We start from the raw sequence: 13938 nt of genomic DNA, 5'->3' as shown, positions 1-13938 counted from the left end.
TTTCTTTGATGACAGATAGATGTTCGATAAGAGTCACGGAATGAAGCCTGTTTGATGAACTAATAAGCGCTACAATACAGGTTTTGGCAGGTTTGAAGCTAGTTCTTCAAAGTATGCTCGCGCCCTGACGAAGCCTGCGGCTTCGCGGTCCGCTGACCCGGGCGTTAGTTGCTTCTTAACTATCAGGCTTAAACAATTGGGCTCAGATGAAAACTAATCTTCATCTGACCCTCGATATACCCCAAGCAAAACCAATCAAGCCCACGTTGCTTGCCTTCATATGATCACTGTCAATTCCCCTAACCCAATCGCTAGGCATTATAGTTTCTCAATTATTGGGTTAAGGAGGGCCCTATGCCAATCATTAGTCGATTTTATGGAATAATCATCGCAATGTAGTTTAATGATCATAATCCGCCTCATTTCCATACCAAATATGCAGGTATGGAAGCTCTATTTGGTTTTTGATGGCAGTTTGTTAGAAGGCCAACTACCCAAGCGTGCTGAATCGTTTGTGCAAGAGTGGATCTCTTTACATCGCCACGAACTTGAGGAAAACTGGGAGCGTGCGAGATCGGGGCAGCCTTTGATAAACATTGCCCCATTGGAGTAAGTTATGCTGCATGTAATAGACGCAAAATACGTATCTGACTACCGTATCTGGGTGTCCTTCGACGACGGCTCTGATGGTGGTGAATCTATCAAACCTTCTAAAAGGCCCTATCTTTGAGCCGCTCCAAGAGCTCGATCAGTTTAAGTCGTTTACTGTCGATCCTGAGTTGGAAACGGTGGTTTGGTCAAACGGTGCGGATTTAGCGCCAGAGTTTTTAAAAGAGCATTTAGAGCCTAATCATTAGGCTCTAAATCATCGAGTCCAGAAGCAATAGGGCTCATTCTTCCTCAACACTTCCCATCCGCGCCAATCTCTCTTGCTCTTCTTCAAATGCTTCTTGAATCTCCACCAACACCGCATCCACATCAGCCGATTCAGTCGGCTCATCAAAGTGACCAGTTAATTCGGTATCAGGGGTAAGTTTACCCGACTCATAGATCGCCCAAATTTCTTTGGCGTATTTTGTGGTGAGAAGCTCGGGTGCGAATTGGCCGTAGTAATCGCGCATATTGTTGATATCGCGTTCTAGCATCCATTCAGCGTGGTTATTAGCGACGGCATCCACCGCTTGCGGTAGGTCAATGATCACGGGACCATCTTGATCGACTAGAACGTTAAATTCAGATAAATCCCCGTGCACGAGGCCAGCGCAGAGCATGCGCACTACATCGCGAATGATTTGCGTGTGATGGGCGAGTGCTTCTTCTTGGGTGAGTTTGATATCGTTTAGGCGCGGTGCTACATCGCCGTCTGCGTCGGTGATCAGTTCCATCAGCAGTACCCCATCAATGCAGCCATAAGGCTTGGGTACACGGACATCGGCTTGGGCCAGTTTGTAGAGCGCATCGACCTCGGCGTTATGCCATAGGGCTTCTTGCTCTTCACGACCGTATTTCGAGCCTTTTTCCATGGCGCGAGCTTGACGACTATTACGCACCTTGCGGCCTTCACGATATTGCACCGCTTGTTTGAAGCTGCGTTTATCGACGTCCTTATAGACCTTGGCGCAGCGAATATCGGACCCACAACGGACCATGTAGACGGTTGCTTCTTTACCGCTCATCAGTTGGCTGAGCACGTCATCGATTAAGCCGTCTTCAATAAGGGGTTGTAGCCTCTTTGGGGTTTTCATGAATTTCCTTGTGATTGAGGGGATTGGCACATATGCGTTCAATGCCAGAGTATCGGATGCCTCGGTAGAATATACAAGCGTTAGCGCAGGCGATGCTCTTTCGGCCAGCTAATCTGGACAGCGAGCTGCTTTGATCTACTTCAAAGGCCTAACCCCCACACAGACACGATCGCTACGATTACTAGACAGAACCCCTATCAGCACCTATCTTTTCAAGAGTTACCGCTTCTTCACAGAGTGGAGCTCAGATAAGAAAAATCGTATTACTTGACGGACAATCCATTTAGAAAACGCATTCAGACGGATGTGACGGTTGGGCAAGTCTTATTCTAGGAGTTAGAAATATAAACTAGAAAAAGGAAATATAATGCGAAAGTTTTTTGATATCAGCCAGCTTCCTAAACTGCTGTTCACGCTGTCTAGAATCATTATTTTAGTATTAGGGGGATTTGTCTACGGTTTGATCTCTTATGGAAGTGACTTATTTCCTCTCCCTCAACTTAGAATGGCAATGAATTTAGTTTCTTCCGGCGATATTACTAGGGATCCGCGTTATGAGCATATGCAACCATCCCGTGGGCAAGGCGGTGGTGTGACGGTCAATTTACTCCCAGAGGATAATGCCTACATATTAATGTCAGGTTTTTTTGATGATGAAAACCAAATACGTCTAATTAAACGCGATGGTACGATTGTTAAAAAATGGTCACTGGACTACTTAAAGCATTTTCCACATGAAGATAGCCGCACCTGTAATATGTTATCTCCTCTATATACTGATACACATGGCGTTCATTTAACGCCAAAAGGAGAAGTAGTTTTCAATTATGAGTATTGTGGCAGTGTAAAACTCAACCAATGCGGACAAGTAATGTGGACGGTAAACCAACCAACACACCACTCGATAGTGCCAGCAGAAGCTGGAGGATATTGGGGGTTAAGTCGCCTTAAATGGAACGCCAAAGAGGAGCCGGATCGCTTTCCGCCATTCACTAGCCCAGGAAACGATAGAGTGATCCTTGAGGACACCATCATTCGGATCGCGGAAGACGGTGACATACTTGAAACCATATCAATCCCAGCATTGCTGATGGAAAACAACCTTGAATCATTAATGACGGCCAATGGGCTGCTTTTCTCTTCCAGAGCAGTACTAGACAGCGAGTTAGTACATGCTAATAAAGTCGCAGAACTTCCGTCCGATTTAGCGGATGACTTTCCATTATTTTCCGCAGGAGATCTCGCGGTATCGGTTAAGAGGCTGAATTTGGTTTTTGTAATTGACCCTGTTAGTAAAAAAATAAAGTGGTATCAAACTGGCCCCTGGATAAGACAACATGATCCAGAGTTTATGGCGGACGGAAGGATTTCTATTTTTAATAACAATGTGTATCAAACGGCCTATGTGAATAGGCAAACAGATTTAGACAGTGAATTTTCAACAAATATTATGGCTGTCGATCCTATTAGCCGAGAAACAGAGGTGCTTTTTGGGGAACAGCCCGGGCAAGAAATGCTGTCAGTGATACGTGGGCAGCATGAGTTACTCAACAATAATCATATTTTGATTACAGAATTCGATGCTGGCCGTGTGCTTGAAGTGGACTCTGAAAAAAATATTGTTTGGGAATATGTTAATAAAGTTGATGATGACTACATTGGTGAGATAACAAATGCTGTTATTTATCAGGCCAATTATTTTCAAGAAGAGTTGCGTAACTGCGAACAGTAAAAACAGAAACAGGTAAGTGTTAATGGATTAAGTCGATTGGTTTAACCTGATACTGCAGTCGCAAAGCTTTTATTACACTGCTGATATTAAAGAGGCGCGATATGAGAAAGATCCAGTTTTATATAATTGTTTTAATGCTAGCGCCAACATCCGCCCTTGCTTACATTGGGCCTGGTGCTGGGCTGGGGGCTATCGCCACTTTCTTCGCGGTCGCATTAGGGATACTCCTGCTGCTTGTTGGTTTCCTATGGTACCCACTGAAGCGTATCTTGAAGAAGCAACGGCAAACCGAAGTAAAAGATGAACCTAAGAGTAACGATCAATGACCGCCGAGTTTCTAGTTTCGGTCATCGCCGTCGGAATCTTTGCATTCGGTTTATACATTACTAGGATTGGGCAAACGGCTCGCAACGTTTCGCAGAACGCCTATCACGGCATTGCTACGATGATGGATGCGCAAATGACGGACGAGGATAAGGAGATAGCTGTTCGCCGTGCTGGTATTGCCTTATTAATCGGGGCGTGGTCAATCTGTTGGCGCTTTGCTCTGTGTTTCTTCTTCACCTATGCGATTATTTATCTCGCTGATTGGCTTCATATCGCGAGCGAAGGCGAGACCATTGATCTTATGTTGCGCCCCGACTACATAATCTTAGTCAGCTTGGCAGTCATTACGGCCGTTTGGTTACTAGGGCGTCAATGGCCTGACGCAGACAAACTCAATAACGAGTTATCCTACAGCACGGGTGAGCGCATCCTACATATGATGGCGTTTGCCAGCCCAACACTACAAAGATTAGCCGCTCGGGTGGATGACGCTGCTTTTCGCCTATTTCATCGCAATATTGAATATCGCCCGCCAATCTTTATTACGTCATTGGCACGAGGTGGCACAACCGCCTTACTCAATGCTTTGTGTGAATTACCCTCGGTTGCAAGCCATACTTATCGCGATATGCCGTTTATAACAGCTCCCTATCTATGGAACCGCTTAGGGGGGCCCTTTAGAGGGCAAGTGGCACGAAAGGAGAGGGCTCATGGTGATGGATTAGAGATTGACCTTGATAGCCCCGAGGCCTTTGATGAGGTGTATTGGAAACTTTATTGGCCTGAGAAATATGACGAGGGTCGCATCAGCATCTGGCAGGAAGACGATCTGCAGGGCGAAGGGGCCTCTCGCTTACAGATGTGTTTTCAAAAGGTGCCTTACCTGCGTGGGCGGATCAATGCTCACTACCTCTCCAAGAACAACCTCAACATTGCTCGGCTGCGTGTGATTCGAAAGACCTTTCCCTGCGCTCAAATAGTCGTGCCTATTCGAAGACCTGCGCCCCATGCAGCATCACTTTTGCGTCAGCATCAGAATTTTATGGAACAGCATTCGAATGACGATTTTGTACGCCGCTACATGCGGGATATCGGACATCTTGAATTCGGTTTACTGCATACACCCATCGCCTTCGAGGGGTTTGATAGCACCGCATACAGTCCAGATTCTCCAGATTATTGGTTGGCCTATTGGATTGCTGCGTTTCGCGAGGTGCTTGCCTGTGCGGACTTTTGTCATATTGTCTTACAAGATGAATTGCGCTCCAGTGCTACCCCTTGCATGCATCAACTGCTGGCCAAATTGGGGCTCGACAGTGACGAGCAAGACTTCACTCGCTATTTCCGAAGTGAGTCAGATGAGACCGATAGGTCGGTCTTTTCGTCAAGGTTGCTGGCGGAAGCAGACGCTCTTTACAGCGAGTTGGCAGGAAAAGGAATCATTGGGGGCAGATAACAATTTAATACGACTGTCCGCAAAACTTTCTTCCCACCGCTAATTAATCCAGCTATTGCACTGTTAACAAGCAGCTGTGTTCTGTCCATTATGGCTCAGCACAAGTGATCCTTGCTCGACAAGACAACGCAATTCGAGTAAACAATGGGCCTTATCGAGCGATATAAGAAAAGAGCAAAGCGATGCAACGCCCAACGAAAGAACAGATTAATCAATTGCCAACCTATCAAGGCTTAGCCTTGGACGATATTTTGGTGATTGAGAACGAGGATGATGCGGCCCAAGCGCTAGCTGTGTTGCATCAGCAAGTGAGCGTCGGCTATGACACGGAAAGTAAACCGATTTTCCGCAAGGGTGAGGTGAGCCCAGGGCCCACCTTGATCCAGCTGGCGACGGTGACTCAGGGCTTTTTATTCCCGACACGATTTCCTGTGGCACTGGCGGCCGTGGCGGAAATCCTATCCAATCCGCAGATTCAAAAAGTGGGCTTTGGTTTGAAAGACGATAATCGTGAATTAAGAGGCAAGCTTGGCATTAGCATTGTCAACACGGAAGATTTGGCTAAGACTTTGAAGCGTTTAGCGGGCGAAAAGAATGACATCGGCGCCAGAGCGGGCGTGGCGATGGTGTTGCAGGCTCGGCTGGGCAAGGGGGCGCAAAAATCCAATTGGGGCGCTTATCCGCTGAGTGAAAGCCAAACACTTTATGCGGCCAACGACGCCCATTCGGCCATTTGTATTCAACATAAGATCAAAGGCCTTTAAGATCTTTATAGTGATATTGCCAGGGCCGTATCGATCTTAGAACTTGTGGTTGTGGTAAAACCAGTTCTCAAACTCAGCTTCTGGTAAGGGCTTAGAGAAAAGGTACCCCTGAAATACTTGGCAGCCAAGGTCTTCAAGTATTTCAAGTTGATCCGTATTTTCTACTCCTTCTGCAACCACGGATAATCCGAGTTTCTTACCAATTGATAATGTAGAAAGACAAATTTCTATATAGGCTTTATTAGGCAAAGGTAAAACAAAAGATCGATCGAGTTTTAGTTGCGAGACAGGAAGGCTGGTGAGCCTTTTAAAGTTTGAATAGCCAATGCCAAAGTCATCGAGAGAAAACTTAATTCCCATAGAGCTTAAATAAAATATTGAAGAAATTATGTGATCACAATAGTCAATCTTCTTGCCTTCTGTGATCTCGATAATAATCCGATCTGGAGGAATATTATTTTTTACTAATGTGTCTATTATTCTTTGGTGAGTATTTTGGTTGTTAAGGCTCATGGGCGAAAAATTAACCGAAGTCATAGGGATGTCTATGCCTTTTTCTGTCCATGTTGTTAACTGTTGGCAAACTTGGTCGAGCACCCAAATATCCAGTTCAGCGATAAAGTTAAACTCTTCTGCTAGAGCCACAAATATATCAGGGCTGATCGGAGTATCTTGACCTCTATCCCATCTAGAGAGGGCTTCAATACCGTACAGTTCGCCCGTACGTGCATTGATTTGTGGCTGGTAGTAAACAGAGATCTTTCCTGCTTGTATGTCGCTTACTAATTGATCTATAAGAAGTTCTGAGGATTTTAGTGGGGTGTTTGTTGCTATTAGGGGAGGGTTAACCTGTCTGACGGCTAAAAACGTTTGGCTGGTTATTTCTAGTTTTTCAACGGTTAGAGTGATATCGGTAAAGCCGTTGAGTTTACTCTTGTATAGAAGCTCAATCTCCTGTCCGACAAAGTTATGAAACTCGCTAAGATCAAACCCCCGCTGCTCTTTCTTTAGCCAAAAACTTTCTGGAGTCAGAGAGTAGTGTTTAAAAGTTTCTAAATAGGTGGCATTTAATGCCTCGTTACAAAAAACCAAACGATCATTACGATCTAATACAATAAAGCATCCTTTCGTTTCTTGTAACATTTCCCTATCAGCCTCAAAATCAATTTTATCGCTATACATCCAAATATTCGCCAAATTTTTACTGTTTGCTGAAGTTTTACAAGAACTTGCGATCTTCGTTTGAACGATACAAACAAGGCATTTACTTGCAAATATTGCCTTTTAGGCAATAAATGTCAAGGAATTTGCCTAGTTGTAATTGCCCTATTGGCAATAGATTTGCGATTAATTTGCCCTATTGGTTTTGCCGTTTAGGCAAAAAAATACGGATAATCTCGCTATGAATATTGGCTATGTTATTAAAACCTTGCGTAAACAACGCAAAATGACCCAAGAGCAGATCGCACTGGAGGCTGACATCGCCACCAGTAATGTCTCACGTATTGAGCAAGGGCTGAGACAGCCTTCGCAAAAGGTGTTGCAAAAGATCTCTCAAGCGTTAGGCACAACGCCATCTGTGCTTTATGCGGCCTGCGAACAGCCGGAATCAGAGGTCCCAAGTTTCTTAGAGCATAACAATGAAAAGACTTGGCACGATCAACACGACATCTTGGATTTGTGTGCTGGCTCGCGGATGGTGTTGAAACTTTATAATGAGCTTACGACAAGCAATCAAGCCTTACTGCGTGATCAGCTAAAAGCACTTCATCAGTGGCAATTGTCATTTGATAATGACACAGAAGGCGTCCTATAAATAAAGCATTGGATCAGATGAAATTTTATTCATCTGATCCACAATCCCTTTCTCCATAGACTTACTTAGAGAATGGCTTAGCGGCTTTCTCTAGCGCTAGAATGATTAGTCTTCTCCGTACAAAGCTAACTACCTTGAATAACACCTGTACACGCAAGCGCGCTGAACGCACTGTTAAGATGCAAGTGCTTGGACACAGTTTCATCACCGATGAACTCAAGATTGGAAGGGTGGCGGGACGATTTGCTTTCATGGCAAATTGGGACTAATTTCCCATCACTGACTCTTTTAACAATCGCAGCCAATATGAAAGCTAATCTCAGTATTCGCACCTACACCAAACGTATGAATAGTCATATGCATGCTGACTTCAGTCAGCTGGTGTTTCCTATTCAAGGCAACATTCATATGGATATGGAGGGGCTTAATGGCAAAGTGTCAGTTGGGAGCTGTCTGGTGATCCGTAAAGGTGTCACTCATGCATTTCATGCCGATGAAGCCTCCCGTTTTATCGTTGCGGATATGGCTGAGCTACCGACTGCTTTACTCGACGAAAATATTGTCGTGTTTTCGGTGACGTCGGCGTTGCTGAGCTTTGTTCATTTTGCCGAGAAGCAGCTGGCGTCCCAAGTAAATGGTGAGATGGAAGATGCTATGGCCAATGTCTTCAGCTTGCTACTGGCTCAGCAAGAGTTGTCGGTCTCGGTTGATCCTCGTATCCGAGCGGTGCAATCGTTGATATCAGATCAACTGGATCAGTGTCTGACGATTACAGAGTTAGCCAATGTCGCTTGTTTAAGTCCGACGCAATTTAAGAAGCTTTTCAAAGACAATCTTCATATCAGCGCTCATCAATACATCACTGCACAACGTATGGAAAAAGCCAAAGCCTTACTCACCCATACGGATCTGCCGGTTCAGCTGATTGCTGAGCGAGTGGGGTACAGTGATCTGTCTGCGTTTAGTCGACGCTTTACCAAGCATGTAGGTCTATCCCCCAGAGCCTTTTCTCAGGCCTGATTGAAATCGTCCATTCAAACAAGTATTGCGTCTTTTCGGCAAAAACAGCAGGTGTGTTCCCCTTTATGCTTTCTACCCTGTAAACGCTTTCAATAAGGTAGAAAATGAATCATATAGAGTGGAGTGACTTCCAAAAGGTCGATATGCGCGTGGGGACGATTGTTGAAGTAGAAGACTTCCCAGAAGCGCGCCGACCAGCTTATAGATTAAAAGTCGATTTTGGTTCTGAGTTAGGTGTGAAGAAATCCAGTGCCCAGATTACAGATCTGTATGCAAAAGAAGACTTACTGGGCAAACAGGTGTTAGCGGTGGTGAACTTCCCAGCCAAGCAGATTGGCCCTTTTATGTCAGAATGCCTAGTAACCGGCTTGCATCGCCCAGACGGCGCGGTAGTGCTTGCTAGCGTTGATATGGCGTTGCCGAACGGTTCTAAGCTGGCTTAAATCATTAGGACAGATGAAAATTTGAGGGCTCTTTTCATCTGAACGATGGTTAGCTAACGCCAAAGACTTTCGTCCTCATGTCGTGGTGACTACGCTCGAATAGGCTGTGACTTGATTGCGTCCCTGGCGCTTTGAAAAGTAAAGTGCCTTGTCTGCTTGAGCCAGTAGCGAGTCTATCGTTGCGTTTCCCTGTGGATTGACAACAACTCCCATACTGGCGGTGAAGTGAACCAGTGACTGTTCATGTATTAGCTCAATTTGACTGGCTTTTTGGCTGAGCATTTCGGCAATCTGGAGGGCTTTCTCTTCCCCAGTATTCGGCAAAATCACGGCAAACTCTTCACCACCTAAACGGCCGATGATATCGGTTGAGCTAAGGCTGCTTTTTAGCATGTCAGCAAAAGCGATCAAAACCTTATCACCCATAGCATGACCATAGGTGTCGTTAAGTTTTTTAAAATTATCGAGGTCAATCATAATCAAGCTAAGCGAATGCTTTTGTGTGTCAGCCTGATTGAGTGATTGCTTGCCAGAGTCAAAAAATGCGCGGCGATTATTAAGTTTAGTAAGTGGGTCACTGTAGGCTAATAGCTCAGCGTTTTCCTTGGCCAGTTCTAGGTCTTGAGTTCGAGCTTTAACCTTCTCATCTAGCTCTTGGTTTAGCTTTAGCAATTCGAGTTGGTTGTTATTGACCCGCTGAATCATTTGGTTATAACTGTCTTTCAGAACGAGTAATTCATTTTTATCGGTCCAGTTAATCGCCAAATCTATGGGTTTGGGGGAGTGTGTGTCTTGTTGGTGAATCTTAAACGTGAACTCTTTTAGCGGTTTACCAAGGTATTTATTGATAAAGAAATAAATAATAAACCAGAGCATACAGGTTTTGATAATTGAGTTAACTAAAATAAGAATGAAGCCATATTTTAATCGCTCAAAAACCAGCTGGTCATTTGAATAAAGCGTGACGGTTCCTAAGGGAATTTTCTGATCAAATGCCGGCCCTTGGTAATAAATGGGAAACTCATGATCGAAAAGGGCTTGCGAGCCCAGCCCCGTGAGTGTTTGTTCTGTGGGGCGGCCTTTAGAGTCGTAGTATTCAAATTGGTGCTGCTCATTCAATACAGCGCCAATTTGAAAGTCCATTTTTTGGTCAAGCGAGCTGACTTTGACGCCGACCACGATGGGTAGGTTGTACATCCCCTGTAGAATCGATTGCAGTAGCTCTTGATTATAGGTCCATACCGAGTCAGAGATGCCCTTACCGAAGGTGGATGGCAAGGTTTGAATCTCATTATAAAACTCTTTTTTGGTGTTTTCGTACTCTTTGTAAAGCTGTATCACGGTGACCAGAACGGCCACTAAAAAATAGATGCCAAAGATCACCAGCAGTAGGTGCAGAGCAATAGATCGACGGTAATGCTTTAACAAAGATGGCATTTAACAAGCCTTGGCTGTTTTATGTGGGCGGTTTATTGAGCTTGCCAATCTTGAATACCATAACGATCTAGTAGTGTTTGTAAGCGTCCATCTTCACGCATTTTCAGCGTTTCCTCGGACACTATTTGGGCATATTCAACGGAGTTAGGGTTCTGTGGTGAAAAACTAGTGTAGACATCAATCACCACATCCGTGATACCTGACACTTTCAGTTGATCGGCTTTGCCCATTTGCTGAGCTTTGTATTCCAGTACGCTTTTGTCTTCAATCACTGCGGTTAAGCGGCCATTGATCAGCATCTCCAGCAATCTTTCTAATGGCTTTTCACCAGTAATGGCCAGAACGTTGTCAGGGGTTTGATTTAAGTAATCCATCACAGTGGGGTCAACGTAGTCATACCCTTTAATAATGCCAATTAACTCTGCTTGCTCAAGTGACTCTTTGCCTGTGTAGCGCCAGTTCGAGTCTTTATGACTAAAGAAAGTGCTGTTGCTCTTACCTAGGGCAAAGTCTGGGTAAACAAAATCGGGGGCTTCTTCTCGAAAGCAGGCCATGGTGCCATCAAGTTTGCCTTCTCTAACCAGCTGCAGCCCGCGAGAGTAGGACACCTCAACAAACTCGACTTTATGTCCTCTTGCTTCCAAGGTTTCAACAAGTAAGTCTCCTAAGTAACCCACTTTGCCTTGGTTTTGACTGGCGATACAGTCGTAAGGGCACCATTCGTCGGTGGCGATTCTTAACGTATCTGAAAAAGCGGAAGTAGAAACAAGAGCCATAAAGCTAACTAACAACAGACTCAAAGAGAGCGGTTTTGGGGCTTGGTTTGTTGGTCCATTTTGCGACGGCATAATTTTTCCAGTAAGAATGTTTAAATACTATATTAGCTTTATTGCATAAGTAAGAGTGATTGTACAACCATGTTTCTTTTATAAGTCTAATGAAGCTGGAGTTTTATTAGAGTAAATTTATGTATAGTACTTGTAAGGAGTCTGTTTTATCTTGATTTAAATAAAAAAGAAGTATATAAAACAATAGCTTATCGGTTTCCTTGAAAGAATTAGGTGATCTTTTTTACGGCATTTTCATCAGCCCCCAAGTACACAAGCTAGTCTTCGCTGCTCTGAAAATTCAGCGCTTTTTGGTAAGCAGCACGCACACCTGATTCAACGATTTGTGTATAGCCAGAGGCTTTCATCTGTGAGAGTCCGGCCGCGGTGGTGCCTTGATAAGACTCGAGTAAGGTGACAGTTTGCTCTGGTGATTGGGTCAGATCTTCAATCAGATGGCCGCTTCCTTTAAGAGTCGCGTTAACCGCTCGTCTAGCTTTGTCTGCTGGCAGGCCCAGCCCGATGGCAGATTGTTCTAGTGCTTGAGCAAGTAGAGCAGGGTAGCCCGGCCCAGCGCCAGAAATGGCGGTGAGGACATCAATGTGATCCTCGGTTTCATAGCGGTCTTGGTAGCCAAAGCTTTCGAGTAAATTGCGAATCAAGCATTCAAGCGCAGGATCCAGCTCTTTGTTGGCATACCAAGGGGTATAGGATTGCTTTACCGAGCAAGCTCCGTTGGGTAGTGCGCGAATCAGGTGGCTAGGTGTATGGCGTGCCTGTAAGTCATTGCTAGGGACACCAGCCATAAAGGAAATGAGCGTCTTGCCCGTCATGTCCAACGCTAGCTCGGCCCAATCTTGTGGGCGAATAGACAGTACTATCAGATCACTGGCATCCACCAAGGTCTGATTATCATGGGTGAAAGACACACGCTCAGGTAGACCTTGGGGGGCAGGGCGTCGGGAAGAGACAACAAAGCGAACTTGCTCTAGGGGCGGGTGATCAAGGGCCGCATTCATGAGTGCCGATCCAAGCCAACCTAGACCGCCAATAATGCCAATGGTTGTGTGCTGTGTAGCTGTCATGGTTTCCCTTTACTCCTTGCTAAGGTGAACAATCAGAATCAAATGTTGAGGTATCGCACAGGTTAGCTCACTGATGAGCAAAATGGAGTGTGCGCGATACTTTATCTTTCAATATGGGTAATACTTCGCTTTCAAACCAAGGGTTTTGTGTCAGCCAACGGTTATTCCTTGGACTGGGATGCGGCAGCGCTATTTTGCCTTGCTCGAGCCAATAGGCCCATCTTTTGACTTGCTCTGTGACCGTGCCAGAGTGATTCATATAATAGGCTTGTGCATGACTGCCCAACACTATGGTTAACTCTATCTGGTTTAACTGATTGAGCAAACGTTCGTGCCATGTGGCAGCGCATTCCGGTCTGGGCGCGAGATCGCCAGATATTTGACCTGCTTTGGCTCCGCTTTTGAAAAAACTATTTCCGGGGAAACAAAATCCCATCGGCACGATGGCGACTTTTGAAGCATCGTAGAAATCGCTTTTGCCGAGCCCTAGCCACTGGCGTAGACGATCGCCGCTTGGATCATCAAATGGCCGACCGGCGTGGTGCGCTTTTCGCCCCGGCGCTTGTCCAGCAATCAGTAGGCGTGCTTCAGGATGTATCTGAAGAATGGGTTTAGGAGGTAAGGGAAGTGCTGCAGCACATTGCTGGCAATTAAGAATGGCACTCTGTAACTGTGCAAAAGATTCCTCGGCCATAATCTTACCTTTACCATTAATGATGCGCTTTATTGGCTGACCACATACTCTTTTATTGCATTAAAGCGCAGCTTGGCTTGCTTGGGCAGCGTTTTGGGAATCTTAAACTCTGAGATATCACCTGCGCCTGCCTGGATGATCATGACCATGCCCATGGTAATATGCGGTGTGCATACTATGCCATAAAATCCGCTTTCCGTGATGGTCATGGTGATCGGTTTGCCGATCTCGCCACGGTAGCGGTTGGCTTGCCACGGCATCATGTAATTAATGGTGGCGGCATTGTGGCCAGGGTCGGTTGGCTCAAATGTGACGGTGTCGCCAACTTCTACTTGTAGAAAGCTCGGTGAAAAGGCCATGCTGCCCCATTCGTTTTGGTTGAGCATTTGAACCCTGTGCTCCGCTGAATGTGCGACGCTTGTAATAGATGCCAGCACTGTGGTGAGAATGAGTTGTCGTAACATGGTGGTCCTCACGTTATAGAAAAAATGGTTACTTTAGCATGTAGTGCGTTTGCGATGCTTCTCGTTAGTAATACTGCCCAAGTCTTATATTCGATCATTTTTACACGAAAAACCGATGTCAGATGCAG

At 45.4% G+C, this 13938-nt stretch carries 16 protein-coding genes and 1 pseudogene; 10 read left to right on the top strand and 7 right to left on the bottom strand.

Going from position 1 to position 13938, the window contains the following annotated elements; genetic code table 11:
* Positions 1-402: 402 nt before the first annotated feature.
* From MAQ5080_RS17720 to MAQ5080_RS08665, 3 genes and pseudogenes are all read left to right on the top strand, one after another.
* A pseudogene (locus MAQ5080_RS17720) lies at positions 403-468 on the top strand (DUF4160 domain-containing protein); the annotation flags it as partial.
* Positions 458-613 carry a DUF4160 domain-containing protein gene (locus MAQ5080_RS17670; protein ID WP_197464588.1) on the top strand — a complete coding sequence of 52 codons (156 nt, stop codon included), beginning with the start codon at positions 458-460 and terminating at the stop codon, positions 611-613. The pseudogene MAQ5080_RS17720 and the gene MAQ5080_RS17670, both read left to right, overlap by 11 nt.
* Before the next feature lie 73 nt (positions 614-686).
* On the top strand, positions 687-857 hold the full coding sequence (locus MAQ5080_RS08665; protein ID WP_197464589.1) for a DUF2442 domain-containing protein: 171 nt from the start codon (positions 687-689) through the stop codon (positions 855-857).
* Between the two features lie 33 nt (positions 858-890).
* Here MAQ5080_RS08665 and MAQ5080_RS08660 read toward each other — a convergent pair whose 3' ends face one another.
* On the bottom strand, positions 891-1745 hold the full coding sequence (locus MAQ5080_RS08660) for a PA4780 family RIO1-like protein kinase (RefSeq protein WP_067208536.1): 855 nt from the start codon (positions 1743-1745) through the stop codon (positions 891-893).
* Between the two features lie 367 nt (positions 1746-2112).
* Here MAQ5080_RS08660 and MAQ5080_RS08655 point away from each other — a divergent pair, with 367 nt between their 5' ends.
* From MAQ5080_RS08655 to MAQ5080_RS08640, 4 genes are all read left to right on the top strand, one after another.
* Positions 2113-3477 carry an arylsulfotransferase family protein gene (locus MAQ5080_RS08655; RefSeq protein ID WP_067208539.1) on the top strand — a complete coding sequence of 455 codons (1365 nt, stop codon included), beginning with the start codon at positions 2113-2115 and terminating at the stop codon, positions 3475-3477.
* 101 nt (positions 3478-3578) lie between these two features.
* Positions 3579-3803, top strand: a complete 225-nt coding sequence (locus MAQ5080_RS08650) for a hypothetical protein (RefSeq protein WP_067208542.1) — start codon at positions 3579-3581, stop codon at positions 3801-3803.
* The gene (locus MAQ5080_RS08645) at positions 3800-5260 is read left to right on the top strand and encodes a sulfotransferase (protein WP_067208546.1); all 1461 of its coding nucleotides are present in this window, start codon (positions 3800-3802) and stop codon (positions 5258-5260) included. The genes MAQ5080_RS08650 and MAQ5080_RS08645 overlap by 4 nt, the downstream gene beginning before the upstream one ends.
* Positions 5261-5442: 182 nt before the next feature.
* Entirely contained in the window at positions 5443-6024 is a 582-nt protein-coding gene (locus MAQ5080_RS08640) for a 3'-5' exonuclease (RefSeq protein ID WP_067208553.1), read from the top strand.
* Positions 6025-6060: 36 nt separating this feature from the next.
* On the opposite strand, the gene MAQ5080_RS08635 is transcribed toward MAQ5080_RS08640, so the two are convergent.
* Entirely contained in the window at positions 6061-7206 is a 1146-nt protein-coding gene (locus MAQ5080_RS08635; protein ID WP_067208555.1) for an EAL domain-containing protein, read from the bottom strand.
* Positions 7207-7426: 220 nt separating this feature from the next.
* Between MAQ5080_RS08635 and MAQ5080_RS08630 the strand changes: the two genes are divergently transcribed.
* The 3 genes from MAQ5080_RS08630 (at position 7427) to MAQ5080_RS08620 (ending at position 9303) form a co-directional block, all read left to right on the top strand.
* Complete coding sequence (locus MAQ5080_RS08630; protein WP_067208559.1) at positions 7427-7840, top strand: helix-turn-helix domain-containing protein; 414 nt, start codon at positions 7427-7429, stop codon at positions 7838-7840.
* Positions 7841-8146: 306 nt separating this feature from the next.
* Entirely contained in the window at positions 8147-8860 is a 714-nt protein-coding gene (locus MAQ5080_RS08625) for a helix-turn-helix domain-containing protein (RefSeq protein ID WP_067208563.1), read from the top strand.
* A 104-nt stretch (positions 8861-8964) separates the two neighbouring features.
* Entirely contained in the window at positions 8965-9303 is a 339-nt protein-coding gene (locus tag MAQ5080_RS08620) for a tRNA-binding protein (protein ID WP_067208569.1), read from the top strand.
* A 75-nt stretch (positions 9304-9378) separates the two neighbouring features.
* On the opposite strand, the gene MAQ5080_RS08615 is transcribed toward MAQ5080_RS08620, so the two are convergent.
* The 5 genes from MAQ5080_RS08615 to MAQ5080_RS08595 form a co-directional block, all read right to left on the bottom strand.
* Positions 9379-10740 carry a diguanylate cyclase domain-containing protein gene (locus MAQ5080_RS08615; protein ID WP_067208572.1) on the bottom strand — a complete coding sequence of 454 codons (1362 nt, stop codon included), beginning with the start codon at positions 10738-10740 and terminating at the stop codon, positions 9379-9381.
* A 32-nt stretch (positions 10741-10772) separates the two neighbouring features.
* A complete protein-coding gene (locus MAQ5080_RS08610) occupies positions 10773-11516 on the bottom strand; it encodes a substrate-binding periplasmic protein (protein WP_197464590.1) in 744 nt (247 codons plus the stop codon).
* A gap of 329 nt (positions 11517-11845) precedes the next feature.
* Positions 11846-12652: a pyrroline-5-carboxylate reductase family protein gene (locus tag MAQ5080_RS08605; RefSeq protein WP_067208580.1), complete on the bottom strand. Its 807-nt coding sequence runs from the start codon at positions 12650-12652 to the stop codon at positions 11846-11848.
* 67 nt (positions 12653-12719) lie between these two features.
* On the bottom strand, positions 12720-13346 hold the full coding sequence (locus MAQ5080_RS08600) for a uracil-DNA glycosylase family protein (protein WP_067208587.1): 627 nt from the start codon (positions 13344-13346) through the stop codon (positions 12720-12722).
* Between the two features lie 29 nt (positions 13347-13375).
* The gene (locus MAQ5080_RS08595) at positions 13376-13810 is read right to left on the bottom strand and encodes a plastocyanin/azurin family copper-binding protein (RefSeq protein ID WP_067208592.1); all 435 of its coding nucleotides are present in this window, start codon (positions 13808-13810) and stop codon (positions 13376-13378) included.
* Between the last annotated feature and the right edge of the window lie 128 nt (positions 13811-13938).

Origin of the sequence: Marinomonas aquimarina (genome assembly GCF_900089755.1) — a bacterium.
Taxonomy (GTDB): domain Bacteria; phylum Pseudomonadota; class Gammaproteobacteria; order Pseudomonadales; family Marinomonadaceae; genus Marinomonas; species Marinomonas aquimarina.
Note: the sequence above shows the minus strand (reverse complement) of the source record. Positions and strands in the feature narration are given on the sequence as shown.